General features: G+C 37.9%; 26 protein-coding genes, 7 tRNA genes and 1 pseudogene. 18 read left to right on the top strand and 16 right to left on the bottom strand.

The window, feature by feature from the left end; genetic code table 11:
• Positions 1–1416, bottom strand: coding sequence for a site-specific integrase (locus tag ACFI34_RS09335; RefSeq protein WP_462673281.1), 1416 nt, complete (start codon positions 1414–1416; stop codon positions 1–3).
• A 37-nt stretch (positions 1417–1453) separates the two neighbouring features.
• Positions 1454–1891 (bottom strand): hypothetical protein, encoded by a 438-nt coding sequence (locus ACFI34_RS09330; protein ID WP_462673280.1) that lies wholly within the window; start codon positions 1889–1891, stop codon positions 1454–1456.
• A 1010-nt stretch (positions 1892–2901) separates the two neighbouring features.
• Here ACFI34_RS09330 and ACFI34_RS09325 point away from each other — a divergent pair.
• Positions 2902–3063, top strand: coding sequence for a hypothetical protein (locus ACFI34_RS09325; protein ID WP_462673279.1), 162 nt, complete (start codon positions 2902–2904; stop codon positions 3061–3063).
• Between the two features lie 282 nt (positions 3064–3345).
• On the opposite strand, the gene ACFI34_RS09320 is transcribed toward ACFI34_RS09325, so the two are convergent.
• From ACFI34_RS09320 to ACFI34_RS09290, 7 genes and pseudogenes are all read right to left on the bottom strand, one after another.
• Positions 3346–4596: a glycosyltransferase family 2 protein gene (locus ACFI34_RS09320; protein ID WP_462673278.1), complete on the bottom strand. Its 1251-nt coding sequence runs from the start codon at positions 4594–4596 to the stop codon at positions 3346–3348.
• Positions 4565–5152, bottom strand: coding sequence for a TauD/TfdA family dioxygenase (locus ACFI34_RS09315; RefSeq protein ID WP_462673277.1), 588 nt, complete (start codon positions 5150–5152; stop codon positions 4565–4567). The genes ACFI34_RS09320 and ACFI34_RS09315 overlap by 32 nt, the downstream gene beginning before the upstream one ends.
• Positions 5136–6476 (bottom strand): TauD/TfdA family dioxygenase, encoded by a 1341-nt coding sequence (locus tag ACFI34_RS09310; protein ID WP_462673276.1) that lies wholly within the window; start codon positions 6474–6476, stop codon positions 5136–5138. The genes ACFI34_RS09315 and ACFI34_RS09310 overlap by 17 nt, the downstream gene beginning before the upstream one ends.
• Positions 6477–6534: 58 nt before the next feature.
• Positions 6535–6675, bottom strand: a complete 141-nt coding sequence (locus ACFI34_RS09305; RefSeq protein ID WP_462673275.1) for a hypothetical protein — start codon at positions 6673–6675, stop codon at positions 6535–6537.
• Positions 6676–7158: 483 nt separating this feature from the next.
• A pseudogene (locus tag ACFI34_RS09300) lies at positions 7159–7632 on the bottom strand (DUF2310 family Zn-ribbon-containing protein); the annotation flags it as partial.
• Positions 7633–7645: 13 nt separating this feature from the next.
• Complete coding sequence (locus tag ACFI34_RS09295) at positions 7646–7912, bottom strand: hypothetical protein (RefSeq protein ID WP_006794062.1); 267 nt, start codon at positions 7910–7912, stop codon at positions 7646–7648.
• Between the two features lie 264 nt (positions 7913–8176).
• Positions 8177–8413, bottom strand: coding sequence for a DUF2789 domain-containing protein (locus ACFI34_RS09290; protein ID WP_006794061.1), 237 nt, complete (start codon positions 8411–8413; stop codon positions 8177–8179).
• Positions 8414–8740: 327 nt separating this feature from the next.
• On the opposite strand from ACFI34_RS09290, the gene ACFI34_RS09285 reads away from it, so the two are divergent.
• Positions 8741–9385 carry a GNAT family N-acetyltransferase gene (locus ACFI34_RS09285; protein WP_462673274.1) on the top strand — a complete coding sequence of 215 codons (645 nt, stop codon included), beginning with the start codon at positions 8741–8743 and terminating at the stop codon, positions 9383–9385.
• A 743-nt stretch (positions 9386–10128) separates the two neighbouring features.
• Here ACFI34_RS09285 and ACFI34_RS09280 read toward each other — a convergent pair.
• Positions 10129–10428: a DUF3301 domain-containing protein gene (locus ACFI34_RS09280; RefSeq protein WP_010557125.1), complete on the bottom strand. Its 300-nt coding sequence runs from the start codon at positions 10426–10428 to the stop codon at positions 10129–10131.
• Positions 10429–11457 (bottom strand): DUF3549 family protein, encoded by a 1029-nt coding sequence (locus tag ACFI34_RS09275; protein ID WP_462673273.1) that lies wholly within the window; start codon positions 11455–11457, stop codon positions 10429–10431.
• Positions 11458–11562: 105 nt separating this feature from the next.
• On the opposite strand from ACFI34_RS09275, the gene ACFI34_RS09270 reads away from it, so the two are divergent.
• The 3 genes from ACFI34_RS09270 to ACFI34_RS09260 are packed head-to-tail and all read left to right on the top strand — an operon-like array spanning position 11563 to position 13089.
• Complete coding sequence (locus ACFI34_RS09270; protein ID WP_033025393.1) at positions 11563–11883, top strand: YqcC family protein; 321 nt, start codon at positions 11563–11565, stop codon at positions 11881–11883.
• Positions 11876–12640, top strand: coding sequence for a tRNA pseudouridine(65) synthase TruC (truC, locus tag ACFI34_RS09265; protein ID WP_248519332.1), 765 nt, complete (start codon positions 11876–11878; stop codon positions 12638–12640). The genes ACFI34_RS09270 and truC overlap by 8 nt, the downstream gene beginning before the upstream one ends.
• Positions 12640–13089: a flavodoxin gene (locus ACFI34_RS09260; RefSeq protein ID WP_006794055.1), complete on the top strand. Its 450-nt coding sequence runs from the start codon at positions 12640–12642 to the stop codon at positions 13087–13089. Before truC ends, ACFI34_RS09260 begins: the two co-directional genes overlap by 1 nt.
• A 54-nt stretch (positions 13090–13143) precedes the next feature.
• Here the strand turns inward: ACFI34_RS09260 and ACFI34_RS09255 are convergent, their stop codons facing one another.
• The gene (locus ACFI34_RS09255; RefSeq protein ID WP_462673272.1) at positions 13144–14727 is read right to left on the bottom strand and encodes a LysM peptidoglycan-binding domain-containing protein; all 1584 of its coding nucleotides are present in this window, start codon (positions 14725–14727) and stop codon (positions 13144–13146) included.
• Positions 14728–14868: 141 nt separating this feature from the next.
• Positions 14869–15642 (bottom strand): hydroxyacylglutathione hydrolase, encoded by a 774-nt coding sequence (gloB, locus tag ACFI34_RS09250; protein WP_462673271.1) that lies wholly within the window; start codon positions 15640–15642, stop codon positions 14869–14871.
• A gap of 53 nt (positions 15643–15695) precedes the next feature.
• On the opposite strand from gloB, the gene ACFI34_RS09245 reads away from it, so the two are divergent.
• Complete coding sequence (locus tag ACFI34_RS09245; protein WP_462673270.1) at positions 15696–16472, top strand: methyltransferase domain-containing protein; 777 nt, start codon at positions 15696–15698, stop codon at positions 16470–16472.
• Positions 16473–16483: 11 nt separating this feature from the next.
• Here the strand turns inward: ACFI34_RS09245 and rnhA are convergent, their stop codons facing one another.
• Complete coding sequence (rnhA, locus tag ACFI34_RS09240; RefSeq protein ID WP_462673269.1) at positions 16484–16948, bottom strand: ribonuclease HI; 465 nt, start codon at positions 16946–16948, stop codon at positions 16484–16486.
• 68 nt (positions 16949–17016) lie between these two features.
• Here rnhA and dnaQ point away from each other — a divergent pair, with 68 nt between their 5' ends.
• The 11 genes from dnaQ (at position 17017) to ACFI34_RS09185 (ending at position 22239) form a co-directional block, all read left to right on the top strand.
• On the top strand, positions 17017–17730 hold the full coding sequence (gene dnaQ / locus ACFI34_RS09235; protein WP_462673268.1) for a DNA polymerase III subunit epsilon: 714 nt from the start codon (positions 17017–17019) through the stop codon (positions 17728–17730).
• A 10-nt stretch (positions 17731–17740) separates the two neighbouring features.
• The gene (locus ACFI34_RS09230; protein WP_462673267.1) at positions 17741–19111 is read left to right on the top strand and encodes a TIGR03503 family protein; all 1371 of its coding nucleotides are present in this window, start codon (positions 17741–17743) and stop codon (positions 19109–19111) included.
• 97 nt (positions 19112–19208) lie between these two features.
• Positions 19209–19285: transfer RNA gene (locus ACFI34_RS09225), tRNA-Asp, on the top strand.
• A 27-nt stretch (positions 19286–19312) separates the two neighbouring features.
• Positions 19313–19389, top strand: a tRNA-Asp gene (locus ACFI34_RS09220).
• A gap of 41 nt (positions 19390–19430) precedes the next feature.
• Positions 19431–19507, top strand: a tRNA-Asp gene (locus tag ACFI34_RS09215).
• 31 nt (positions 19508–19538) lie between these two features.
• Positions 19539–19615, top strand: a tRNA-Asp gene (locus ACFI34_RS09210).
• Positions 19616–19654: 39 nt separating this feature from the next.
• Positions 19655–19731: transfer RNA gene (locus ACFI34_RS09205), tRNA-Asp, on the top strand.
• 37 nt (positions 19732–19768) lie between these two features.
• Positions 19769–19845, top strand: a tRNA-Asp gene (locus ACFI34_RS09200).
• A 53-nt stretch (positions 19846–19898) separates the two neighbouring features.
• Positions 19899–19975: transfer RNA gene (locus ACFI34_RS09195), tRNA-Asp, on the top strand.
• Positions 19976–20536: 561 nt separating this feature from the next.
• A complete protein-coding gene (locus tag ACFI34_RS09190; protein WP_462673266.1) occupies positions 20537–21127 on the top strand; it encodes an ATP-binding cassette domain-containing protein in 591 nt (196 codons plus the stop codon).
• Positions 21124–22239, top strand: a complete 1116-nt coding sequence (locus ACFI34_RS09185) for a DUF6136 family protein (protein ID WP_462673265.1) — start codon at positions 21124–21126, stop codon at positions 22237–22239. Before ACFI34_RS09190 ends, ACFI34_RS09185 begins: the two co-directional genes overlap by 4 nt.
• Here the strand turns inward: ACFI34_RS09185 and fadE are convergent, their stop codons facing one another.
• Positions 22240–24696 carry an acyl-CoA dehydrogenase FadE gene (fadE, locus tag ACFI34_RS09180; protein ID WP_006794046.1) on the bottom strand — a complete coding sequence of 819 codons (2457 nt, stop codon included), beginning with the start codon at positions 24694–24696 and terminating at the stop codon, positions 22240–22242.
• Positions 24697–24999: 303 nt separating this feature from the next.
• Between fadE and ACFI34_RS09175 the strand changes: the two genes are divergently transcribed.
• Positions 25000–25764 carry a class II glutamine amidotransferase gene (locus ACFI34_RS09175; RefSeq protein ID WP_462673264.1) on the top strand — a complete coding sequence of 255 codons (765 nt, stop codon included), beginning with the start codon at positions 25000–25002 and terminating at the stop codon, positions 25762–25764.
• 28 nt (positions 25765–25792) lie between these two features.
• Here the strand turns inward: ACFI34_RS09175 and ACFI34_RS09170 are convergent, their stop codons facing one another.
• Positions 25793–26521, bottom strand: a complete 729-nt coding sequence (locus ACFI34_RS09170) for a DUF3108 domain-containing protein (protein ID WP_462673263.1) — start codon at positions 26519–26521, stop codon at positions 25793–25795.
• Positions 26522–26533: the final 12 nt, after the last annotated feature.

Genomic DNA, 26533 nt, shown 5'->3' with positions numbered 1-26533 from the left:
TCACCTCTGCACATTTCTAATGAAGTAATTTTTTCTTGCAGCAAAGGACTTCCAATTATCCTTATCTTCCATAAAGTCCACATATCTTTGAGTGTCAGACGTGCTTTTATGTCCCAGGATTTCAGCTAGCCCATCAATTAATATTTCGAATAAAGTTCCTGTTTTGATGTGTTGCTCGAATAGCCAGTTTGTTGCAAAGGTTGCTCGCATATCATGAGCTGTGTAGTACCAGTCTATGTTTTCTATACGTATATTATTTCTGACTGTTTCAAAATGCTTTTGAAGTGTGTTAGTAGAGTAGGGGAGGCCATCTAGTGGTTTTACAAATAAACAATTGTGTCTGAACTGTGCTTTTTTAATAGCACTAGCACGCTCTACTGAAAACAGATACGCACGCAATTTAGACATTAAATCTTCACTAATTATGATGGTGCGTTCTTTATTAAATTTGGTCAGACAGCCATTCAAGTTTTCACTAATTGTTACTTTATATTCGTTGGTTTTTTTGTGATTTTTAACCACTTCAGAAGCAGGAAAAGTCACAAACTCTTCTAGTCTCAAGCCTGTCTCTGTTGCAAGTTCAAGCATTAAGTTTTTAATATTTTCTTCATCAAAATAGCAGCTCCTGATTGTTTGAATATATTCGTAAAAAATCTGTTTATTTTCTTCAATCATGGGTTTGAGTGTGTGAGAAGATGACGGAGATTGAACTTTACCGAACGGTGCTGTTAGCCCTGTTGTTTCAATAACAATGGTTTTTTTCTTTGAATTATGGGTAGCGAGTATATCTGCTCGACTGCTTTGTTCAGTTTTTATAAATTTTATTTCAAACTCGAAAGGCTTAAATGATTCAGAAATTTCTAAAACTTTTAGATGATTCAACTTAACATAAAACTTAACTATCTTAAGCAGGTAGGTAGTGCATGTACTAGCATTAAAGCTACCTTGTATTTCATTGCACTTCAGTTCAGGGTTATAGATCTCTTTTTTAACATTTTTTAGTAGAAAATCTCTGAATTGATAAACAACTCCTTTATCTATTTCTGCATTGCAATCGTAAATTGTTTTTCGACATTTGTATAACCATCTGTAAAACATTAATAAAGCTTGAACATGTGTCATCAGAGAGCTTTCATCTTTGTGCAGAGCGACTAATGAACGCATATACAAAAGAGCAGGGAATACTAAATTACCTTTTGGGCAGCATAGGTAAGGGGCGCGGATCAAAGAGGGTTTTTGTCGTTGCTTAATTTTACACTCAAATATTTCCCCTGTTGCTTGATCTATTGTTTGAAAGTCAATGTGCTGGCTACCCTGAATAAATTCGATTTTCGGATTTATCTCGGTAGTGAGCCACACGTAAGAATAGTCACCGTTTGCATAGCTTGGTGATATAAGTCGTTTATTTCTAGACATGTCTCAATCCTTCATTATGAATTTTGCCCATCAAGCTTCACTTTTTGATATATAACCTTGTGTGTGATGCATTAGAGTGTCCCTTGCAGTGACCCAGGTGTGTTCGCAAATATTCATGTTTAGGCTCGAAATATTGTCTTTTAGTATTGTTGCGTGAGCGATATTTATCATCTTTGCAATGTTTGACGTCTAGCATGTCAAAATGCGTTTGAAACAACTTAATGGCGTGATAGAGCTTGCGGGAAATAGGAATGTAAAGCTGATTGTTATCAGAACTAAATTTAGACTTACAAGCTAGCACTTGAATAGTTTTATTATCATATCTCATGCGTTTGATTTGCACGCACCCTAGGTTCTTAGTTAATTGCCCAGTCTCGTAAACAATCGCAATTGTGAGACGCGCTGACGCTTCTTTGAGAGACATCTCTTTTGAGATAATATGTCGATGAAAGATTTCATTAATTAGTTTATCCATTTTTTTAACCTTATATTTTTGCGGCTATAAAAATAGATAGAGGTTAATGAGCTGGCTGTCAATAAGTTCTTTTTTATCAGTTGCTTAGGTGTTGTTCTTTGATGTGGGGTGTAATTGTCTTAGTTTAATTTATAGCTGCTTTTTGCTATTTATCAAATTTGAATGTGTAGAACACACTTTTAAAATGTTTTAGGCATTTTAAAAAGCTTTTAATGAAGTCTTTTAACACACTGAAAGTTATAACATTAAAATAGTTGAGCAGATTTAGTTTTATATTTTAAAAACTCATTACATTCACTACTCTGAAGAGGCTGACTCCTTTATAAATAGGTAAAATCTCAGCGGAAACTAACAATGAAAAAACTTAAAAAGAAAACCATATTACAATTCACTCATTATGTTATGTTCTCGAATGTTGAAGAGTAAGTGCCTAATTTTATTTGTTTTCTTAGTGACTATCATATGTGTTGTGAGTGCTAACTGGTCAAAACTCCTCTAGATTCATTGCTTACATAATTTGAAGAAAAATATTTTTACCAAATTAGCTTTTGGGTTGGAAAGGCTATTTATTTAGACCCTTAGCTTCTTTTAACTCGCCCACGAATTCAACTTTCAATTGCAACAAACGCGTTATTTCAAGAGCACTTTAATTAGTCTATTATTTAGCAGTATACGTAATTCAGTATCTAAGCATCAAAATAACATTACGTGTTAATCATAGTTTGAAACTGCTTTAAGAGTTGTTTAATACTTTTCATGCAACTAAACGCATAATTGATGATAATCATATGAAAATTGAATAAGTTAATGCACAATCAATGTATACAAAAGTCAGTCGGCAGGGAGCAGGGCGTCTTTTATCTTAAACCATGCTCTATTTGCTAAAAAAATTTTAATTTATCGCTTTATAACGGCATGTAAATTATCATTTTTTTAGCCATTATCTTTCTATCCTGCCAACACACGCATTAATACTTTGTGCTCACCAGCACTGGTAAATAGGGTTTGTTATGAAAAATGAAGCACAAAACTTCTTAAACGAATTAGAGAAAAAGCTTTGGACGGCAGCTGATTTTACGGTTGCGATTTTTAATACCAATGATTTGAGCATCTACGAACAACATTTACCTAAGCATGATGCAGTGACGTTATGGAAAGCAAATGTCATATAACGAACTAACATGTTTTCAGTCATTTCTAAATGAGCTGATTAGTATGCATTAAAGATGAGCTACAAAAGAGGGAAGAGCAGCTTAGTAAACCTTAACTTTACTACTAGAATCCTGACTAAAAGTAAATTTTTAACTTTCTGATATAAAATGTTTTTAATTTGTGTTGGTTTAATTTTTTATTTTGGGAAAGAGTAAATTGATCAGTACAACTTATTTATAGGAGTTATGCCTTTGTCATTTTTTTCTTAGTTGGTAATAAAAGCTGGATCATGTTCAGTAAAACTAATATGAGACCACCATTTTCTCGATGACCCCTTCACTGTTTGTTTTATTGACGAATAAGAATTGCATATTACGATTCTCATCGAGCTTAATGGAAGTAGGTAATGAAGATTTTATTTCTTTATAAAACTCCTCTCCATTATCTTGGCAGATAATTATAAGAAATAACTTTAAATTCATAGGTGATGATTTAAATTCAATTTTTAATTCTGAAATATTATTTTTGAAGTTAAAAATGGGACTAAACTTTTTTACTTTGATTTTGCCATTTTCGATTGGTGCTTTCAAAATTAAACGTGTAGGTAAAGAGAATTCTTCGGAGTTAACCTCTCTCGATTTGTGGACTTTCTTGCTCAAACCGATATGACTACTTCTGAGTTGAAATGTTTGGAGTTTTATAGATTCATTTTGTAAAAGCTTTTGAGCTTCAGTGGGATTTATTTTAAAGTCAATATTATAACAATCCTCAAATACGACCTGTTTTTCAAACCCTCTCGAAATAAAAATGTCTTTTGTAAAATGCTCTCCTAATTCACCAATATAACGAGCATTTACTGTTGAGGTGCTCAATCGCAACCTTTTAAGGTAGTTTGTTATTAGTGTTTTTACTCTATCTTGAGACGTTGGATGTTTTCCAAAACCCAGCTTACTATAAAAATGCCAAATTTTTTGGGTATCTCTATATTTATAACGATTATTCTTAATGATGTTTATATATTCATCTAAATATGGCTTTCTTTCTTCCCAATGCCGCTTCGTCAAGGCAAAACCCCAGCTGAAGCCTGCATTTTGTAATTTATCTCGTCTCTTCAGCTGTTCTTCATAAGATACTTTATGATTGTAACCCGCAGCTGTGACAGTACCAATCTTGTTATTTCCTAAGGCTAACTTTGACAAGTTAGTTAATAAATGAAAATAGTTTCTATTTAGTATCATGTCATCTTCAAAGAAAAAAGCTATCTGTGACTTTAATTCATTAAAAACAAAGTTTTCAGCTCGGTTGTAATTTAAAGCTATTCCTTGATGTTTTGGCGCTTTAAAAACCTCACCATTATTGAGTACAGTTTTAAATATATTAATGCACTCGTCTACAGAACTGTCCTCATGTTGTAACTCAAAAGGTGGTACATCTTGAAATAGAAAAAAACTGAAAGTTGTATCAAGAGTTTTACCTTGATCTCTCATTGAAAGTAAAACTTTTTCTAAATACAAGGGGCGATTATAGGAAAGAATTATTACGGGTATTTTCATAACCTAACACCTTGATGAGTTTGCGTGAACCTTCAAAATTTAAACGCCCATGAAAGGACGTTTGGTTATCAATTATCAGACCTTGTTTGGGAAGTAGCTTTATAACTGTTGTATTATTTTTAAGCTCATTTAAATATGAAACAAAAAGGTTTTTCATCTCTTTTGATTTAATCTGATGAGCAAGCTCTCTATGAGTCTGATGTAGCCTAAATATGCCATTATTTATTATCTTGAATGAATATTTGCTGTTACCTTTAGTCATTGTAAATTTAAAGCTTTCCAGAAATGCTCGTAGTTCATGAGAGCATTTCACTTCATGAAAATTGCCGATAAGAGACTCACCGCCTTCACCTGCTTTTTCGCAATATAAGTAAAGCTTATGTGGAGGGAGTTCTTTCCAGCATTCATCGGTGTGAATATGAGCCAAACTATTAGATTGCTCAATCAAATTCCTACAATTGACGTTTTGAACAACTCTAGGTTTAGAATAGCTTGAAGAAGGGTTTAGCTGTAGCAGCTCAGTGTAACTATTCAAACCGTCAAATAACTTCCACATCGCTTCTCCTTACATGTATACGGTAGAGGTATCTGTCAGAGTCAGCAGGTATCAATTGCCTACCATGAAGCATTCTATTATTGTCAATAATTAGTGATTCGCATGGTTTTAATTTTATCTTTATTGGGGGGGTATTTTCTAATTTTTCTTCGAAAGAAAAGATAGCTTCTTTTTGTTTGTCTGTGTAATTTTCATTTTTCAACCAGGATGTGTAATACAGTTGTTTAAATCCTGTTTCATCTAAAGTTAGTATAGGGTAATTCCTCACAGCGTGTTTTTTATATATAGGAAACTTTATATCTGTATTGGAAAGAGTATCCCTAATTTCATTAGGTAATGAATTTAGTAATTGAAAACCATCAATGATTTCACTTTCACCAGCGATTTTGTCCTGATTGATACAATACCAGGATACATAATTAGCTAGTGGTGTATCAGTGTGTAGGTCTAGTGCCTCATGATGGTTAAATTTTCTATTTGATAGATTATTTATTTTAATATCTGATGTGTTTATCACCTGCCCAAGATTTTCCATAAAGTCACAAAAATCTCTTTGTAACATTTTAGGAAGTACAGCATATCCGTCACGATTTATCTGTGAAATTACTCTTTGTTTAAGATCTTTTAACTTTGAGTCTGAAAAACTATTTTCTTTACTGGTTAGGTTAGGTTCACTAGCTGATAATTGATTAATAATTTCGATTATCTCATTCAGTTCTTTATTTTCATGTATAAATAATCTTAGTGGTAAAGAGTACAACAATATATTTTCATCTAGTTCATATTGTTTCGTGTAGTTTCTAAAAAAGGCAGAGTAATCTGCTAGGATATCTTTGGGTGATGTTTCACTTCTTTCATAAGTTGGGGTTGGGATATGATGAATAAAGCGATCAAAGTTATCAAAGCACCAACTCTTATATTCATAAGAAAAAGTCATGAATTGGTGCCAGAATTCATCCAAAATTGATGACATCATGGAGGAGTGATTAGTAGTAAGCCAACGATAAAATTCTGTAAATAGAAGTCTAGGATTATTTTCTAATATTTCTAATATTCTAGGGTCTAGGGTTTGCCTTAGGATATCTAGGGTTCTGTCACAAACTTCGTTTATTCGGTATGATTTGACATATCTTCCACATGGTAATTTATCAAGAAAGAAATACCCAGCATCAATATGCTGATCAATTGATGAACTTAAGTCCGAAAACGAGACTTGAGAATAATCATCTAGTTGAATCAATTCTTTAAGAGCTTTTGGCGAATTGCCTTTGGCGGTGTAAATGTTGTAGCTAATTTCTCTATAAACTTTAAAAATTTCTTGCATATCAAAAACCAAAAAAAAGATAACTGTTGGAGTTATCTTTTCATTTTAAGTGAAACAATTATCTATCGTAACCACAATCATTACAGTTACTATGGCACTGATTACACTCAGACTTATCACTGTTAATCATTGCTTCTGCAACATTTAACATATCAACATTATATTGCTCATTAATATCTTCTATTTTTTCATCCGTCATAGATTTTAGTCCATATTATAAAAAGTAGAATTTTCAATATAAAATATAATTATTTCCTTGTAAACATAATTGATGTTTGGCTCTAGAGCCCAATAAAGCGCATTGATGTGTAATACTGTATTAACGTGAGCTGTTGGGCTAAGGTAAGTTGTTTTAAATTTAAGTGTGTGACTAGCGAAAAGAGTGGTTTATAAATCACGTAAAAGCCAAAGGCACTAATAGAGAGATTCACAATAACGCTTTTTTTCACTATTAATGACAAATTACCTACACAATAGTGAAAAAAAGCACTATTAAAACGGCCTAAACTTAGCATTTTTTGCTTCTAGTTGATTGGTATTCTCTCAAAATACTGATTCATCTAAGGGAAAAATTGAAGTCTACGGAGATAGATCTAGGGTAGCTTCTTGCGAGTGACCTTGGGTGGTCTAAAATTCTAAAAATAGTTTTCTACATTCAATGTCTAAGTAATGATCCAGCATTATCGCATGCTTGCCAATCTTCTTGCCACTTAATAAGCGTTTTATAATCGCCATTGGCAATAGCTGGAATGCGAAATAATGGCACAGGTAAAAAGTCGTCGCCACAATACAGAGGGCTACATGTATGCACATAAGTAGTATATAAAATGTAACTTGACGGCTCAGTGCAGCTATCGGCTCCATTAGAGTGAATATCTTGGCCAATCACTTTTACTTTGGGTGCTAACAACCCCGCATTATGCAGTTTTTCAATGCTGTGTTTAACAAAAGGACTATTATTTAGCGGGTGCATAGCGTCTTCAGTTGGGCACATAACACGGGTTATGAAAAAGCCGTCTTTTAAAACGGTAGGGAACTCTTCCCCCATTATTTGGCCATTAAAGCGAAGCGCATTTACTAAGCGGTTTATAGCTTGTTCGGCTTGTTCTAGGGTGGTGTCTTGGTAGCAATCAAATGTTAAATCAACAACAAACATTTATAGTCTCAAATTATTTTTGTTCTAGCAGTGCAAGTAACTGATCAAGTTTTTGCTCAATTCTATCTAGTTGGCTTGCTTTTAGCTCAGCGTTTTCTGGCTGCTGGGAAGTTTTAATAAAGTTATTTATAGAATCCGGATTATTTTTGTATTGGCTCACGGCTGCAATAATCATTGGCATTGGAACCGGTTGGGCTAAGCGACTTTTAGTTAATGCGACTGTGGGTGTTTTGCCTTCATCTAAAAGGACTTGAATTGCATCAAATACAACTGAATTCATTATATTTATAACTCATTAATTAAATAAAGCGCAGCATACACATGCTGCGCGGGTTCTATGGTAGCAATAAAACGGGTATGCTACATTAAATAACCTAATACTTAGGTTAAAAACTTATTTATAGTAACTTACCTCAACGCTAACTTGCGTAAATAAGCCTGAGACAAGTCAAAAATGGACCAGTGAATTGGCCTTGCTCCCATTAAAAATCGTCATGGATTAGTAATTTTGAAGGCTTTAACATAGCTATCTAGCTAAATAATGCTATTTGCCTTGGCGAAGACGAACATCTAACTCATCAATCACTTCACTCCAGGCGCCATCTTCAGCAAGCGACTCCGCTAAAAAGTGTTGCTGTGCTTCATCCCAAAATGCTGCATCTTGAAGCAGTGTTGTGTCTTTTAACTCATGTGAAGCAATAAATTGATCTATTTGAGATTCTGAATTTGGTAAACCAAGTTGTGCAAATAATGTATGAATATCGTGTTTAGTAGTATCCATGTTACGACTCCTTTAAATAAACAATAAATTACCTTAAGGCCCAACAATACATTGTGCTAGCTAAACTCAAGCTGAATTGTCGGTTAATTACTTTAGGTATATAGTAAAGTTAAGTTCTGAATAATAAATTGCCTAAACCGCTGTTAAGCGTTTTATAAAGGATAGTAAAAATAAATAACACTTTGATATTATTTCTCTCTTTAAGCGGGCAATACGACGTAATATCCAGTTCTTAGATTAAATATACTCGTAAATGAAGTTATTCGCGTATAGCTTTAGTATTTGAGCTCTGATTATATTTACGGCTAAAACAATAAAGGACATACAATGAGTATAACCGCACAAGAAGAAACGTTCAGCGTACAATACATTGAAGCAGAAGATATAAGCACTGCCGCAAGTTTAATTTATCAGGCATACCATGATGACCCTGTACTAAAAACAATGCTAGGTTATGATGAAAAAAATAAAGCCGTTTACGAAAAAAAGTTACGTGCATTAATACGTGAAGAACTCAGTAGTTTTTGGCAAGAAAAGCAACCACTAATAGGACTTTATCGCAGTGGCAAATTAAAAGCAGTGGCCTGTATGTTTGATTCTTTAAGTCAACTTCAAGCTCAGCGTTATTGGCATTGGCGCTTAAAATTAATGCTGAGTGCGGGATATTTACAAACTAACCAGTTAATAGAAAAAGAACAAACTATTAGAGATACACTAAAAGAAAAAGGCCATTATTACTTTTTAGCTTTTATTGCAGTGGATCCGCATTTTCATGGTCAAGGGTTTGGTCGGTATTTACTTAGAGGGCTTGATGAGCTGGTAAAGGCAAATAGTGAGTCTTCTGGATTGGCAGTATTTGTAACGCGTAGTGAGCATACAGAACTTTTTAAATCTGAAGGATTTTTGACTTTTAAACAGCTTACGTTTAACCAAGTTGCTGGTGAGTTACTATTTAAAAGTGCATTGGGTTAAAAGCGTAACCCGTAGTGTGTAAGTTAATGCGCCCAAACGGACATGTGTCCGTGCGATATATCTTACATTAACGTGAGAGTAATCAGTTAAAGGTGGCCAATTGGTCGCCTTTTTTTATTTAACTGTATGTTTAATATTGATTTATTGATTTTTTAATTTTTATGACAAAGAATTATTTTGTCTCACATACTACTTCCTCCTCTCGTTTACTCTAAACTTTACCTTGTCAAGAAGACATAGCTTAATGAATAAGCTACTGCCATGGATAAGGAATAGGCAAAATAGCAGATGCTAGCAGGATGCAATAAGGACAAGTTAACAAGGACAGCAAGGATGAATAGGAAGTGCAAGACGCACTAAGTGGCAGGAGCTACTTTAAGGATATAAAGGATAAAAGCTGCAGGACGCAGCCACGTACTAGGTTGCACGTGAATGCTTGGAAAGCAAAGGGACAATGCAGGAAGCACAAAGTGGCAGGGCGCTACTTCAAAGGATTAACATGGATGATGCTATAGATTTAGCCAAGCGTTAGTTTACGCGGGTTTGCCAAGGTGGCGATGGATATTGCATGAGGCAATGTGAGGGTAAACAAGGTTGTTTACTCGTTCAGGGGATGAGAAAACGGATTATAGATAGTGGATATCTAGCAGGAAGCAGTCCAATTGGGGCGTAACTTTAGTTACGCCTTAGTTTTTTGTACTACACAATTTCAATAATTTTATACACTAAAAGCATAAGAACACTTAGATTTTGTGTGGTGGAACGACAACACTTTTTAAAAACTCATTTTCCATAATAAGCATTCCCTGATACGCATTTTCACCGTCACTTGAAAACTCAAATGAAAACTCACTTTTTATTCCTGGTTTACCACTTTTTAGAAAACCAAAACGGCGCTTAGTGCACGCAACACTCATAAGTTGCACATTTAATTGCTCACATTGACGTTTAGCATGAACATTAGCCGCTTCGGCGACTTTTCTATTTAGCCAAAACAAATAAATAACACTACCAATTAATATAAACGTCCATAAACTTGCCATTTAAGAGAATAACCTTCCAATTGCACGAGCGAGGGCTTCGCTTCGATCTTCTTTTCGTAATAAACCTAATAGGTGAGGTCGAATGGTCGGTATTGCAACTAAGTCAGCAAAAATACTTGGAAAAAGCGCCTCTATTTTTTGATGTTGAGCACAATTATCCATAAATATATGTAATCGTTCGGGGTCTTCTAACTGAACAAAACAACGCCCAGTAATTGTTAAAAGTACGTCAGAGTCGCTTTTAAGAGCTGAATTCAATGTTGCATCAACAAGCTGCCCGCATAAACCTTGTGCATGACCTTTAGACATTGAGCGTAGTGCAGCGGTTAAAGCTATAGTATCACTATTATTAATAGCTGTTTGACCCTGCGCGAGTAAAAGCTCACTCAATGTTGTTGGTATTGCAACATGTTCGAGCATTGCACTTAGTGGCTGTAATACTTCAAGGGGTAAATGTGCCCAGGCTTTTTGTAAGTTACTTAAGTTTTGATCGTTATCTAGGCGCAGCGCAAAATCAGCAATGCCTTGTAGTGCCACACTTTGCCAATTATCAAAGCCTAACTTTGCACTAAAATATAGCTGAGCGTATTCGTAATATTGTGAAGCAGGTTGCTTTAGTAACACTTTAACTTGCGCGTTAAATGCAGCCAGTTTATTTGCATTAGGCGTAAACACATAAGGATTGTTATCAAGCTTGCCATCTGCTTTTTCACCTGTAATTTCAGTGCCAAGAGCTTGAATAACCATATCGGCAAAGTGATCACGACTTGCACTAACTAATTTACTTTGCTCATCTAGCGGAAATTTTAAAAACCACACATAGGGTTCTTTGCTCGCTTTGGCATCCCAGAACTGAATTGCTAGCCACGCATGACCAGCAAGCGGATAAGGGTAAGGTAATTGGGCTTGTTCAATAGCTAAAAACTGTTGTTTATCGAGTTTAGTAATGTGCCTGCCAATATCAAAAGCCCGCCATTGCGTGCCAGCACCATCTAAAAGTTGGCCTAAGGTTGCTATTTGATCACTCATTGTTTTCCCGGTCGTTTTTAACTGCAAAATTGCGCTAATTATACGCCATAGCGAGCTTTGTGGGAACAGGGTATAATTGCTGCATAACTTATAAAGAGGGTGGTTATGTTCCAACAGACCCAAGCTTATCTAGTGCAATTAAAAGCGCTATTACAAAAGCATCAACTTTGGCAATGTGAGCCAATTTCAGCAGAAGCACTAAATTCTAGTGTTCCCTTTTGTCACGATTCGATGGCGTTTGAGCAGTGGCTACAGTTTGTCTTTATTGAAAAAATGCAGCATTTGATCACTTATAATCAACCATTACCGCGAAACTTTGCAATTGCCCCCATGGCGCAAATGACCTTGATTAATAAATCAGGTGGAAATGAAATTATAGAGGTGCTGACACAGTTAGATGCACTATTAGGAGAACCGCATGAGTGAGCGCCTAGCGCCTACTGAATACGGCGAACTCGACATTTTGTATCAAGACGAAAACTTTGTAGCCATTAATAAACCATCAGGGCTATTGGTACATCGTTCCTTTTTAGATAAACATGAAACTCAATTTGCGATGCAAATGTTGCGCGATCAGTTAGGGCAGCACGTGTTTCCAGTACATAGGCTAGATAGACCTACGTCGGGTGTGCTGCTATTTGCTTTAAGCTCTGAAGCCGCGCGTGATATGAATCAGTTATTCATTGAAGGTACTATTGCTAAGCGATATTTAGCTCTAGTGCGCGGATTTGCCCCTGATTCGGTTTTTTTAGATAAGCCTTTAAAAGAAGAGCTTGATAAAATTGCCGATAAATTTGCAGATCAGAATAAAGCACCTCAAGAGGCGCAAACTCAGTTTAATTGTTTGTATCAAGCTGCATTACCCATTCCTATAGGCAAATACCCAACGGTTAGGTACTCATTAGTTGAGTGTTTTCCTAAAACAGGGCGCAAGCATCAGATTCGCCGGCATCTAAAACATTTATCATTACCAATAATTGGTGATGTTAATCATGGCGACAATCAACATAACCAATTTTTTAGGGATCATTTTGAATTACGACGCTTAATGCTGTTTGCAACTGAGCTGAGTTTTGTGCACCCTTATACCTACAAAGCAATAACGATAAAAGCGCCACTAGGTCATGATATGCTACAGATTTGTGAGCAACTTGGTTGGCCAAACGAAGAGAAGGATTATTAATGGCACATATTAGTATTTTTGTGGGCACTGTAAATGGTGGTGCTGAACGTTTAAGTGATGATATAGCTGCAACTATTGAGCAGGCGGGTCATAGTGCAGCGGTCATCACAGAGGCTTCGCTTGACGATATTAAAAACGCATCAAACATATTAATTGTTACCTCAACGACAGGACAGGGTGACGTGCCAAGTAACCTAGCTGGCTTATATTATGCGCTTAATAGTAGTTTTCCTATGCTTACAGATAAGCCATTTGGAGTGGTGGCTATGGGCGACAGAAGCTATGGTGATACTTTTTGCGGTGCAGGTCGAAGCTTTGATGAACTATTACGTGATTTACAAGCAAAACCTGTCGGTAACCGTTTAGAAATTGACGCGTGTGAAGATTTTGAGCCTTGGCCAGTGACAGAGCCTTGGTTAAAAACATGGCTTGAAAAGCTCCCAGATTAATTTTTATATACCAACAAAAAAGGAGCGCATGCGCTCCTTTTTTGTTTACTGTAGTTAACTACTTCTTACATCCACTTTAAGCTTTAATTTTTGCCCCGGTTGTAAGTACTTTTGACCTGCTAAATTATTCCATTTGATAATTTCGCTTACCGTTAAATTAAACTTAGACGCAATACGCGCAAGTGAATCGCCTCTTCGTACTTTGTACGTAATCGTGCGATTAGTGCTTTTTGGTGCGCTGGTCGTTTTATTTTGTGATTTATACACTGTGAGTTTTTGATTTAAGCGTAGCACAGCGCTTTTTTTAAGTTTATTCCACTTTGCCAATTCATCCATAGTCACATCGTATTCGCGGCTGATATCCCATAAGGTATCGCCACTTTTTACGGTATGCGAAAGCTTAGTGCGTGATGTTTTATTTGCAGCCATACGCATTTGCTTTGGTAAGTGCTCGCTATTTATTGCACCATCGGTTAACGGGACTAGTAGCGCTTGTCCAATGCGTATCGTATTTGAATCAAGCTTGTTCAAAGATCTAATTGCGCTGGTGCTAGTGGTAAACTTTTTAGCAATTACAGATAAACTGTCGCCGCTTTTTACCACGTATCGTTGCCAGCGAAGCCTATTTTTAATATCAGTATTGGCAAGCTTTTCAGAAAACTGCTGCGCTTTATCAATAGGTAAAAGCAAAGAGTGGGGGCCATTTGGATCTGTAGCCCAACGGTTAAACCCAGGGTTTAATCTGTAAAGCTCTGTTAATGTCATGTCGGCCATTTCGGCGGCAAGTGCTAGGTCTATTTGTGAGCCTACATCAACTACTTCTACTACTTGGGCGTTGATAATGGGTTTCCACGTTACATTAAATTCATCCGAACGTTTTAATAAGTCAGCTAGTGCCAGTAGCTTTGGTACGTAAGCCGTGGTTTCTCTTGGTAAATCTAATGACCAAAAATCGGTAGGCAAATGCTTTTTACGATTTTTTTTAATTGCGCGCATCAGGCGCCCTTCACCGGAGTTATAGGCGGCTATGGCATTGAGCCAATCACCTTCAAGTGTTTTGTGAAGATAAGATAAGTAATCTAGCGCTGCACGGGTAGATTGCACAATATCTCGGCGGCCGTCGTACCACCAGTTTTGTTTTAAATCAAAGCGCTCACCCGTTTGTGGCATAAATTGCCAAATACCCGAGGCGGTTCTGTGAGAGTAGCCAAAGGGATCAAAAGCGCTTTCTACAATAGGAAGAAGCGCAATTTCGATTGGCATCTCGCGTTTTTCCACTTCTTCAACAATAAAGTGAAGGTACGGCTCTGCACGCTTTGAAATACGGTCTAAATAACGTTGATGCTTCGCATAATAATTTCGCTCGGTCACAACCGGGCGGTTTTGAGGAACATTAATCGACAATTGGTAACGAATACGCTCCCATACATCGTCAAATACCGGCGCATCTTGTTCATCGCTATCTAGTTGTTGATATTGCGCGTTTACCATTAATGCATTGTTAATATCATTTGGGCTTGCACCTTCAAGCTTATTATTAGCTTGATTTGCGACCTGAGGGTCTGATTTTAAGGTAGTCAATGTTTGACAACCACTTAGCGCAAGCGCCAAGGTTAGTATAAGAGGAGATTTATTCATAAATACCAATACATCGGGTAAAAAACTCGGCAAATGTTACCTTTAATAAACTAACATTACCACTTTATGACAATTACAGCAGTTAGTAGAAAGTGTTCAGATATTTCAAGTTAATGATTTAAAATAATAAACTTATATGCGCTAAAAATTATCTTTGAACTTTCTCAGAGCAGCAAAGTTATGCCAAGGTTCATTGTTTTTTGTAACCGAGATAAATTCTTTAGGTACTTCCTCTATGATGGTTGGAATGTCGCTGCGCATAAACGGGTTTATTTTAAGCTCTTGGCTTATAGTGGTTGGCAGTGAAATTTTATCTTCTTTCCTTAACTCATCTACCAGCTCACTGTGTGCAAGTAACGATGGATTACGAGGCTCAACAGCTTTAGCAAAAGTTAAATTAGCTTGTGTATATTCGTGGGTGCAAAACACTTTACACCCTGCTGGTAGCGTTTTTAATTTGTTTAGAGAATGCCACATTTGTTCACTCGTACCCTCAAATAAACGTCCACAGCCACCACTGAATAATGTATCACCAGTAAATGCCATGTTTTCATTTACAAAACAAATGTGATCAAGCGTATGCCCCGGAGTTGTGAGCACTTTAAAGTTGAGGCCTAAAATATCAATACTATCGCTATCAACCAGTGGATGCGTCACTCCTTTAAAGGGGCTATTTTTAGGCCCATAAACCCTTATTGTTGGGTCATCTTTTACTAGCTGCGCAACGCCATCGGTATGATCGTAATGATGATGGGTAATTAAAATACCACCCAGTGTTAAGTTTTCTGCTGCGAGATGAGCAAGCACAGGCTCAGCCTGCCCAGGGTCAACGACCCATGCTTTAGAGTCGCCTTCAGTGGTTAAACACCAAATGTAATTATCTGAAAAGGCTTTAATTGCTTTGACTTGCACCATGTTAAATTGCTCTATAAAGTGACACTTAACGCATAGTATAACGAGCTCATAAAATGAAACCAGCCCTTAGTTTTCAAGAAGGACCCAAACCACTGTCGTGGCAGCAGTTCCCTCACGGGGATTATTTGCAAGCTGATATTGAACGTAAAATGCAATATTGGCTGCCCCGCATGTTTGGTTATCATATGCTTAAGTTAGGTAATTTAAGCGGTGAGTTAAATACAAGTTTAAGTACTATTAAGCACCAGGTGTGTGTCGCTGAGCCCGGACCGTATACAGGGGTCGTGGCAGATATAGATGAATTACCTTTTTACGAGCAGAGTGTTGACGCTTGTATTTTAAGCCATTGTTTAGAATACCACTCTGACCCACATCACATTTTACGCGAAGCTCATCGAACACTCATACCTGGCGGTTACGTTCTAATTACCGGGTTTAATCCGCTGAGCTTGTGTGGGCTAGCGCAAATGTTGCCGTTTAGCGGGCAAAAATTACCGTGGACAGGACGATTTTTTACCCCTGCAAGGGTGAAGGATTGGCTGAATTTATTGGGTTTTGAAATTGTAAGTGACGAGCGGTTTATTTACTCATCACTTGCTAGGGGAAACAGGTTATCACGGTTTGAATTTTGGCGAGCATTTGCCAAGCAATATTTAAAACCAATGGGCAGTGTTTATATGCTGGTTGCTCGAAAACGCGTCGCCCCCCTGACACCTATAAAGCCTAAGTGGCATGCTAGGCCACAGTTTGTGCCTGTAAAAGGAGCGGGGCTTAGGCAAACCTCTAAACAGCATTACAAAACGTGCGACCAAAAAAGTGACAACCATTAGCATTAAGTAAATTAAGGCTGGTAGCCCACATCTTCGAGTAAATCTTTGTTACCAGCTGCATCTCGAGCTAAATCGTCAACTATTTCGTTGTACTTATGGCCACTATGACCTTTAACCCATTTCCAATTTACTGTGTGCTTGCTGCAAGCTGCATCTAGGCGCTTCCACAAGTCTACATTTTTAACTGGCTTTTTAGCTGACGTTATCCAGCCGCGTTTTTTCCAGTTTGAAATCCATGACTCGATACCTTGTTTTACGTATTGACTATCGGTAGTAAGGTTTACAACACAAGCACGGTTAAGTGATTCGAGTGCCACTATAGCCGCAAGCATTTCCATGCGATTGTTTGTAGTGAGCTTATAGCCTTGGCTTAATTTTTTTTCATGGGCGTCATAAATCATAAAAATACCATAACCACCGGGGCCTGGATTACCTAAACATGAGCCATCGGTGTAAATCTCTACGGTTTTTTGCACTGTTTTACCTTGATCTTATGTACAATAAAGTGATTATAGAAAGATACCAGAGTCAGGCTTAATTCGATATGGCACGCAGACAAATAGTTTTAGATACAGAAACCACCGGCATAGACCCTAAACAAGGGCACAGAATTATAGAGATTGGTTGTGTAGAGTTAGTAAATCGTCGTTTAACGGGTAATAACTTTCATGTTTATATTAATCCGCAACGAAGCATAGAAGAAGAAGCGATTGACGTCCACGGTATTACCAATGAGTTTTTACGCGACAAACCGCTTTATCGCGATATTGCACAAGAGTTTTTTGATTATATAAAAGGTGCTGAACTTGTAATTCATAATGCCCCGTTCGATGTGGGCCACATGGATAATGAATTTGCATTGCTTAATCAAGGCTTTCCAAATACCCATGATTACTGTCAAGTTCTCGACACGCTTAAAATGGCGCGTGATTTGCATCCTGGTCAAAAGAATAACCTAGATGCGTTATGCCGACGTTACGACATAGACAACGCCAAACGGACCTTACACGGCGCGTTACTGGATTCTGAGATTTTAGCTGATGTTTATCTTGCCATGACAGGCGGACAAACAAAGTTAAACTTAAATCAAAATAAAGATGATGGTAGCGAGCAACAGCAAGGTGGTATAAGACGTTTAACCAGCGAAAGAGCGCCATTGGTTGTATTACGCGCCACAGATGAAGAGCAAAGCGCACACGAAGCCAGATTGGATCTTGTAAACAAAGAAGGCGGCCAATGCCTATGGCGCGCTGAATAAGGCCTTTATAATGAGAATAATGTATTTTGTAATCGTGTTATGTGCACTAAGCTTGTTACCAAGTAATGCTTACAGCGCAGAGCAAGTTGAAGTATTAAAACGGGATGGCCTGCAAAATGAAATCCCCTTACTCGACAATCGCTTTCGAATTGACAGCCAAATAGACGAAATCACATTACTCTTTTTCAGAAAACCAGGAACACCTGCCGTTATTTTAGTTAGGCCTGATGGCAGTAAGTATTTTGCCACCAACGCAGTTAGAGATACGAATATTGAATGGTTTGACGAGCTTAGCTATGACCTTGTCACTATAAAAAAACCAATGCCAGGTCCTTGGCAAGTTATAGGTAGTATTTTACCAGATAGCAGAATTGTTGTACTGGGTGAAATATCACTACAGGCAGAGCCATTACCTCCCATGCTTTTTAGAGGCGAAACGATAAAAGTAACTGGCCAAATATTAAATGATGGTGAACCCATTAACGCTAATCTATTTAGAGATGTGGTTAGTCTTAATGTTGACTTTGTAAGTACGAATAACGATAGCTTTGCAAACTTTGGCGCAGGTACACAAGAAGTCGCCGAATTTAAAGACGACGGGCGTGGATTTGATGAACGCCCAAAAGACGGTGTATTTACCGGTGAGTTCAAACTTGTGTTTCCTGAAGGTGAGTGGATACCTGAACTTTACATTACAACTCCCTTACTGCAACGCAGAATCGTGCAAGACACCATCATTGTTCACGAACCTCCATTTAGTTTTAATATCGCGCTTGCAGATGAAAATATTGATGAACATAAATTAACGATCGCAATAGACAATAAAATAGTTAAACCTGAGACCGTTATTTTTCAGGGTAAGATTTACTACCCAAATAACGAAGAGCAAATGTTTACAATTAACGCTACGCAAAGTGAAACTAGAGAGTTAATAATTAAAAACTATGATTGGGGTCGATACAGTGTAGAGCTGTCTGTTTTTGGTACTAACAATAACGACCGTGAATTTATGGCCACTTTACCAACCTATAAATTTGAAATAGCCCGACCAATAGAAGCAGTGCCAGAAGTTGATCCTGCAACAGTTGTTGCAGCCGAACAAGCCACCCCCATTGAGCCTGAAGAAGAAAAAATGGCCACTTCCACTATTGTGAGCTTAATAATTGGCGGTAATATTTTAATTATATTACTTGGCTGGTTAGCTATTCGAATATTTGTACAAAAAAAACCGATTAAAATTAAACTATCGTTACCTTTTTTAAATAAAAAGAAACACGCGAATCAAGATGCAGACGGCACAGAAAAAAATCAAGTTGACAAAAACGGTTCAAAAAATGACAAATCAGGTGAAATTTTAAACCTTTCGATGTCAGATGACTAAAAAACCTATAAAAAAACAAAAAAGCCCTTGACGAAGTAGGGGCTGGTTCGTATTATTCACGCCGCTGTCAGGGAGACCTAAACAGCAACGAAAATGCGGAGTGGTAGTTCAGTTGGTTAGAATACCGGCCTGTCACGCCGGGGGTCGCGGGTTCGAGTCCCGTCCACTCCGCCAATTTTCGACAATTTGTAAGTAAAAGCTGGAGTGGTAGTTCAGTTGGTTAGAATACCGGCCTGTCACGCCGGGGGTCGCGGGTTCGAGTCCCGTCCACTCCGCCAACACTTACACAACATATGGTTGTAAAACATATTCTTATTATGGAGTGGTAGTTCAGTTGGTTAGAATACCGGCCTGTCACGCCGGGGGTCGCGGGTTCGAGTCCCGTCCACTCCGCCAATAAGAAAAAATAACAGTTTAAATACGCGCTGGAGTGGTAGTTCAGTTGGTTAGAATACCGGCCTGTCACGCCGGGGGTCGCGGGTTCGAGTCCCGTCCACTCCGCCAACTATTTAAACACTGTTATATTACAAAGATTTGTATGCTGGAGTGGTAGTTCAGTTGGTTAGAATACCGGCCTGTCACGCCGGGGGTCGCGGGTTCGAGTCCCGTCCACTCCGCCAACGAATTTAGTAATGACAAGTAATATGATATCTCTGCGGAGTGGTAGTTCAGTTGGTTAGAATACCGGCCTGTCACGCCGGGGGTCGCGGGTTCGAGTCCCGTCCACTCCGCCATTTGATATCGTAACAAAATTAGTAAGTGCATTACCCCATGCACATACCACTGCGGAGTGGTAGTTCAGTTGGTTAGAATACCGGCCTGTCACGCCGGGGGTCGCGGGTTCGAGTCCCGTCCACTCCGCCACTTGTTATTTCCTCAATAACAAGGTTTTAAAGATTAATTTTCTTATCATCAAATCATTTATAAATTTTATAATCACCGATACTTATCAAACTATTAAATAAAAATTAATAAATAATCACTTTTATTTATTTTTTGTATCTTAAATAATACTTTTAAATATAAACATGTATTTGCCTTAAATAGGCTTATAACGCCACTGTTGATGCTATTTTTCGTTATCAGATAAAATCCTCTATTTAATTTTTTTACCGCCAAAAATTGCCTCAGAGCTAATTAAGTTGTTTTATACCAATCCGCAATAATACTTAATCATTTCGCGGGGCTAAACGTGTCGGTACCTGCGTTAAAAAATTCTCATTTAGAACAATTAAATAGTGAATTTTTTACCTAGCTATTAACACGTTTTCCCAGCCTCAAAATAGCTCATTTAATTAAGCGAGTTGGTATTAGTTTATTTATAAAAATGAGTAAGTACTTTTAGCTAACGCAGTAATCAAATCAATAAGTTTGCCTCTTTACTTTGTAGGCTTATAATAAAACCTTAGTTTATAAGGATATTTTATGATTGAAGTTATTGGTTTAAATAAGCAATTTTCCAACAATGTAGTTTTTAAAAATTATAACCAGGTTTTTTCAGATCAAAAACTCTGCATAGAAGCGCCTAATGGCCACGGTAAAACTACATTACTTATGATGCTAGCAGGGCTTGATAAACCACAAAGTGGCTCATTTTTATTTGCCGGCAGTACTTTAAGTGAGCCTACAAAAACAGTAGCGATTGCCAGTGACCGAATTACGTTACCTGATTTTTTAACAGCTAAGCAAATCATTGATTTGTCTGTTCGCACAGTCGATTGCCAGTGGCCATATGAATTAGTTAAAGGGTTTAGCTTTACTGAATTTTTAAATACTCGATTTAGTGCCTTGTCTTCGGGCAATCAAAAAAAGTGTCAACTTATTTTAGCGCTAATGCGAAAGTCATCTTACTTATTTCTTGATGAGCCAAGTGCTGCACTTGATCAAATGAGTATTCAGTACCTTTTAAACTTACTCGATGTTTATTTGATTGATAAGCCGAATGGGCAAATTATTATTACTTGTCATGAGCCTGCAGTGTTTACCACACATGGTTTCAGATGTGTGCCGTTATGAGTTTTGTGAGCGTAAAAAGCAGGCTTGAGCAGTACCATGCGTTTATAAGCTATCGGTACTTAGCGTACACGCTTGAGCTTAAGCAGCTGCTAGTGCAGTTAAAGAGCTTTGGTTTGATATTTTTAGTGGTGTTGGGTTCATCTATTTTAGGCTTGGTGCTGTTGCTCTTTTTAGGTTTAGGGAAAATTATAGACAGTACAGATGCTCCTTTAAGTGGTGCTCAAATGGCGCTGTTTTATTTGTTATTGCAAAGCGTGATGTTAAGCGCCATGAAACCGGCAATTAAGGATAGCAATCAACGGTTATTTCAGCGCACAATCGCTCGTCCAAGCTGGTTAAATTTAGCAGATATAAAATTGTTACTTATTAGCAATGGCTGGCTTATAGCGAGTCTGCTGGTAGCACTTGATTTAACCTTAGTACAGTGGATAAAAGTACCGCACTTTATCGTTTTTATATGCCTTCAGTTAGGTTTAGGCATTACCTGTTTATACAAACCTAGTGCACTCGTTTATGGATTTGTTCTTAGCACTTTATTTTTATTAACTTCTGTTGAGTTATCACCGCTTATTTATCATCTGGGTTTTGCAATTATCTTTTTCTTTAGCATTTTTATACCGGTAATTAATATAAATAGGATGGTGAGTGTGCGGTCTTTGTTTGGTTTTTGGTTTTGTTACTTCATAAACCATAGCTGGACGTTGGTATGGCGTATATCGTTACTTTCATGTGTATTTATGGCATCGGCTACATTATCAGAAAAGCGGCCAGATCTTGTGAATATAATAGCCGGTGTGGCAGTTGCTTTTATTGTACTTTTTAGCAGCTCATTACAATTTGATTGCACTAAGGTTTATGAACAATATCGGTTGTTTTTTAAAATGAATCAAAAGGCGCGAGCGTTTAAAATCAGCCAGTTTATACCCAGTATACTGTTGCTTTTAGGAGCCTTTATAACCTATAGCATTACATTTGAGAGATTAAACAGTATGTTATTAAGCTTGGGTTTTATATGGTGTTTATTGCAGGTTTATTTTGCACAAAAAAAACCAGCGCATTATGCGCTGGTTTGGATTATTTCTACCGTTGGGCTGCTTGCTTTACTAAATTAGTTAAGCAGCATCCACTTTTGTAATAACACTATCTCGAGCTGCTTTGCCTGCAAGCAAATCAGCAGGGTCAAAGTCATCTACGTTAATTACGTCTAAACGAGCCTGTTCTACAGCGGCTAATTTATCCGCTTCGGCTTGGCTTAAAATACCCGCTTCAAGACCCATTTGCGCTACTTTATCAAGTTGGAAGAACGGCAGTTTGACACCTTTCTCTTTACATACTCTTTCAAATAAAGGCTCAACTTCTAGCACGTCTTTCAGCGTTTGCTCCTGACGGCCTACAAGGTTAAGTGGCTCATTTGTTAAGTAAACATAACTTGCTAAGCGGTTACGCGTTTCGCTAGGCACTTGTAAGATTTGAGCTAGTTTATGCTCTAACTTATCAGTAGGTTTGCGCACCGGGCGACCAAACGGGAATAATAACACTTTTAATACGCCACGAAGTGGTGCAGAAGGCATGTTGTTAATCAAGTCAGCAAGCGCACGTTGACAGTGGTAAAGGTGATCCTGACAGCTCCATTGAACTAGCGCAAAATCTTCTTTCTTACGGCCTTCGTCGTTGTAACGTTTAAGCGTTGCAGATACTAAGTATAGGTAGCTTAATAAATCACCTAAGCGTGCAGAAATACGCTCTTTACGTTTAAGAGAGCCACCAAATACAGCCATGCTTATGTCAGACATAAGCGCAAGTGAAGCACTAAAGCGCGACGCTATGCGGTAAAACTCAGCTGTTTCGTCATGGTAAGGCACACTTGTAAAACGAGCACCTGTAAGGGCAAGCCACTTAGTACGAACTAGGTTCGACATAGTAAAGCCTATGTGACCCATTAGCGCTTTATCAAATACGTTAAGCGCTTCTTCGCGGTCTTCAATTTCACATGCACCAAGCTCTGTAAGTACAAACGGATGACAACGAATTGCACCCTGGCCATAAATAATCATATTACGGGTCAGGATGTTTGCACCTTCAACTGTGATGGCAATAGGTGCACCTTGATAGCCACGACCTAAATAGTTATTTGGACCAAGCATGATCCCTTTACCGCCAAGAACATCCATTGCATGAATTGTTGCATCGCGCATTTGTTCGGTTAAGTGATATTTAATAATCGCTGATACAACAGATGGTTTTTCACCTAGGTCAACTGCACCAGTCGACATACTCACTGCAGCATCTGAGCTGTATGCGTAACCGGCAAGTTTAGCCATTGATTCTTCAACACCTTCCATTTTACCAATCGGTAAACGGAATTGACGACGAATACGGCTGTATGCACCCGTAGCGGTTGCAATCATTTTAATGCCGCCAGCAGAGTTAGACGGTAATGTAATTGCACGGCCTACCGATAAACACTCAACTAGCATGCGCCAGCCTTGGCCAGCCATATCTGGCCCACCAATGATGTAATCAAGAGGTACAAAAATGTCTTTACCGCGAGTAGGGCCATTTTGGAATGGTACGTTAAGCGGGAAGTGACGACGACCAATCTCTACTCCAGGAGTATCTGTAGGGATCAATGCACAGGTAATACCTGGCTCTTTTACATCACTTAATAAGCCATCTGGATCTTGTAATTTAAATGCAAGACCAAGTACCGTTGCCACGGGCGCAAGCGTGATATAGCGCTTGTTCCACGTTAGGCTTATACCTACAACTTCTTCACCATTCCACTGTCCTTTACACACAACACCGTAATCAGGGATTGAACTTGCATCAGAGCCTGCTTCTGGTGATGTTAATGCAAAACATGGAATTTCTTGGCCGCTAGCTAAACGCGGTAAGTAATGGTCTTTTTGCTCTTTTGTACCATAGTGTTGTAATAATTCACCTGGACCTAATGAGTTTGGAACACCAACAATTGACGAAAGTAATGTTGATTTACTTGTTAGTTTTTGAAGTACACAAGACTGAGCAAACGCAGAAAACTCTAAACCGCCGTATTCTTTTTTAATGATCATGGCAAAGAATTTATTGTCTTTGAGGTATTGCCATACATCTTGCGGTAAATCAGTTAGCTCGTGAGTTGCTTCCCAATCATCTAGCATGCTACATACTACTTCAACAGGGCCATCTATAAAGGCTTGCTCTTCAATAGTAAGTTTAGGCACAGGGTATTGGTGTAGCTTTTTCCAATCAGGGTTACCGCAAAATAAATCAGCTTCCCACCAAGTTGTACCCGCATCGATAGCTGACTTTTCAGTGTCAGACATGCTCGGTGTTACTTTTTTGAATACCGTAAAGATAGGTTTGATGATGTATTGCTGGCGAATACCAGTAACTGAAAGAGGCACTGCGATGATCAAAAAGATCAACCAGCTAATTAAACCAAAAGCACCTGCGAAGGTACCGATTAATAATGTTGCAGCAGAAACACCAAGTGCTGTGTTCCAGCTCGCTCTGTGGTAAATCGCAGTGCACAGCAGCACGATTAAACCGAGTGTAAATATGAGTGTCATTTTAATTCCTTAATAGAGGTCAGACCACCTCATTTAGAGTAGCGCTAGTCAGCTTAAGTTTCAAGTAAATTAGCGTGTAAAATTATAGTAAAAAGTCAGAAGTTTTGCTTTACAAAATACCTTTTAAGGGGACGGATAGTGCTTTTTGCCATACACATTATGTTTTTTATTAATTCAGAGCGTTAAAAATTTATAATTCAGGTAGCCATAATGATTTTTTTAAGTAAATATGCAACTAATTTAGAAAATTTTTTTGTAAGATGTACTGCTATTTATCCGTACTTTTTAAGGGCTTTTTTATAAATGTGTGAATTACTTGGTATGTCTGCCAATGTGCCTACTGATATATGTTTCAGTTTTGCAGGGCTATTAGAGCGTGGTGGTAATACGGGGCCACACAAAGATGGATGGGGCATTACGTTTTATGAGGGAAAAGGGTGTCGAACTTTTAAAGATCCTGAGCCCAGCTATCAATCTGAAATTGCTAAGCTTGTTAAAGCTTACCCTATAAAAAGCGTTTCGGTTATCAGCCATATACGTCAAGGTAATCGCGGGCGAGTATGCCTTGAAAATACCCATCCGTTTACGCGTGAGCTGTGGGGGCGCGAAATAACCTATGCACACAATGGGCAGCTTTCAAACTATCACGATTTAAAGCCTGAATATTATCGCGCAGTGGGTAACACCGACAGTGAACTCGCTTTTTGTTGGTTGCTTGATAAAATTCGTGAAAAATACCCTAAACGACCTTCTAATATGGCGTCTGTTTTTAGATACGCTGCCAAGCTTTCTCACACGCTGCGTGAAAAGGGCGTATTTAATATGTTGTTGACCGATGGCGTATTTGTTTTAGCGTACTGCACAAATAACTTACATTACATAACGCGCCGTGCGCCTTTTGGTAAAGCTACATTAATTGATGCCGATATGGTTGTTGATTTTCAAAAAGAGACAACCCCAAACGATGTGGTAACTGTCATTGCAACAAGGCCGCTTACTAACGATGAGCGTTGGCAAAAAATGGAGCCAGGAGAGTTTTCGTTATTTAAAATGGGTGAGCTTATATAGCTCACCTATTTTACCAATAAACTTTCAGCTAATTAGCTTGAAGGTTTTTAGTGTGCTCAGCTGTTGCGGTTGGTGCAGTCACAGTAAATGAATTCATTTGAACTTCAAACTGTTCAGTGCCTTTTTTACCTTTCCACATGCGCACAAGCATGTAATCCATCTCAGGGGCAAACCAAGCGAGGGCTTGTCGTTTGTCGGTATCGTATAAGCGTTTAACTTTAATTGCCTCAATGTTACCTATAGGCAAAGAAATCATTTCTGTACCAACAACCTCGAAATTATATTCCCGACACTTACCTTTTTTATCAATAAGCGGAAAAGAGAAGTTAGTTTGACCTTTTTTTAACCCCTCACGAACCTGAACTTGGTACGAAATTGCGTCTTGATAATTATCATGCCATTGACAGTTTAGAGGGTATTCGCTTTGATTACTCATTACTTTTTGTGCTTTGAAGTCAAAATCTAGCTTATAATCTTCATCAGGCAAAGTCCCTTCACTTTTTTGATAATAATGTGATGGTATTATCTTTTGTTCTTTGTAAGTAAAAGTTGAAGACTCTTCTCGCACATCAGTAAAAATCATCCAGTCAATATCACTGGAATATTTTATTCTGTATGTGTTTTCATCGATTTTTTTAAGAGTACGAATAGCTTTACCGTAATTGCTGCCTTTACGCAAAATATCATACTTGGCTTCGTATTGAGTCAATTCGCCTGCAATAAGGCTTGTTGGAAGTAAAGCGCCCGCACATAGCATTAGGGCGCTTAT

The organism is Pseudoalteromonas sp. PSi26, from assembly GCF_054960575.1.
The sequence above is the reverse complement of the archived record's forward strand: the minus strand, read 5'-3'. Positions and strand labels throughout refer to the sequence as shown.

Coding starts and splice junctions, on each gene's coding strand:
- ACFI34_RS09335 (WP_462673281.1), bottom strand. CDS start 1,416: ATGTCTAGAAATAAACGACTTATATCACCAAGCTATGCAAACGGTGAC.
- ACFI34_RS09285 (WP_462673274.1), top strand. CDS start 8,741: ATGAGTATAACCGCACAAGAAGAAACGTTCAGCGTACAATACATTGAA.
- ACFI34_RS09315 (WP_462673277.1), bottom strand. CDS start 5,152: ATGTGGAAGTTATTTGACGGTTTGAATAGTTACACTGAGCTGCTACAG.
- ACFI34_RS09255 (WP_462673272.1), bottom strand. CDS start 14,727: ATGAATAAATCTCCTCTTATACTAACCTTGGCGCTTGCGCTAAGTGGT.
- ACFI34_RS09325 (WP_462673279.1), top strand. CDS start 2,902: ATGAAAAATGAAGCACAAAACTTCTTAAACGAATTAGAGAAAAAGCTT.
- ACFI34_RS09190 (WP_462673266.1), top strand. CDS start 20,537: ATGATTGAAGTTATTGGTTTAAATAAGCAATTTTCCAACAATGTAGTT.
- ACFI34_RS09185 (WP_462673265.1), top strand. CDS start 21,124: ATGAGTTTTGTGAGCGTAAAAAGCAGGCTTGAGCAGTACCATGCGTTT.
- ACFI34_RS09280 (WP_010557125.1), bottom strand. CDS start 10,428: ATGGCAAGTTTATGGACGTTTATATTAATTGGTAGTGTTATTTATTTG.
- ACFI34_RS09230 (WP_462673267.1), top strand. CDS start 17,741: ATGAGAATAATGTATTTTGTAATCGTGTTATGTGCACTAAGCTTGTTA.
- dnaQ (WP_462673268.1), top strand. CDS start 17,017: ATGGCACGCAGACAAATAGTTTTAGATACAGAAACCACCGGCATAGAC.
- ACFI34_RS09245 (WP_462673270.1), top strand. CDS start 15,696: ATGAAACCAGCCCTTAGTTTTCAAGAAGGACCCAAACCACTGTCGTGG.
- truC (WP_248519332.1), top strand. CDS start 11,876: ATGAGTGAGCGCCTAGCGCCTACTGAATACGGCGAACTCGACATTTTG.
- ACFI34_RS09290 (WP_006794061.1), bottom strand. CDS start 8,413: ATGGATACTACTAAACACGATATTCATACATTATTTGCACAACTTGGT.
- ACFI34_RS09295 (WP_006794062.1), bottom strand. CDS start 7,912: ATGAATTCAGTTGTATTTGATGCAATTCAAGTCCTTTTAGATGAAGGC.
- ACFI34_RS09275 (WP_462673273.1), bottom strand. CDS start 11,457: ATGAGTGATCAAATAGCAACCTTAGGCCAACTTTTAGATGGTGCTGGC.
- ACFI34_RS09330 (WP_462673280.1), bottom strand. CDS start 1,891: ATGGATAAACTAATTAATGAAATCTTTCATCGACATATTATCTCAAAA.
- ACFI34_RS09175 (WP_462673264.1), top strand. CDS start 25,000: ATGTGTGAATTACTTGGTATGTCTGCCAATGTGCCTACTGATATATGT.
- ACFI34_RS09305 (WP_462673275.1), bottom strand. CDS start 6,675: ATGACGGATGAAAAAATAGAAGATATTAATGAGCAATATAATGTTGAT.
- ACFI34_RS09310 (WP_462673276.1), bottom strand. CDS start 6,476: ATGCAAGAAATTTTTAAAGTTTATAGAGAAATTAGCTACAACATTTAC.
- ACFI34_RS09320 (WP_462673278.1), bottom strand. CDS start 4,596: ATGAAAATACCCGTAATAATTCTTTCCTATAATCGCCCCTTGTATTTA.
- ACFI34_RS09170 (WP_462673263.1), bottom strand. CDS start 26,521: ATGCTATGTGCGGGCGCTTTACTTCCAACAAGCCTTATTGCAGGCGAA.
- ACFI34_RS09260 (WP_006794055.1), top strand. CDS start 12,640: ATGGCACATATTAGTATTTTTGTGGGCACTGTAAATGGTGGTGCTGAA.
- gloB (WP_462673271.1), bottom strand. CDS start 15,642: ATGGTGCAAGTCAAAGCAATTAAAGCCTTTTCAGATAATTACATTTGG.
- ACFI34_RS09270 (WP_033025393.1), top strand. CDS start 11,563: ATGTTCCAACAGACCCAAGCTTATCTAGTGCAATTAAAAGCGCTATTA.
- fadE (WP_006794046.1), bottom strand. CDS start 24,696: ATGACACTCATATTTACACTCGGTTTAATCGTGCTGCTGTGCACTGCG.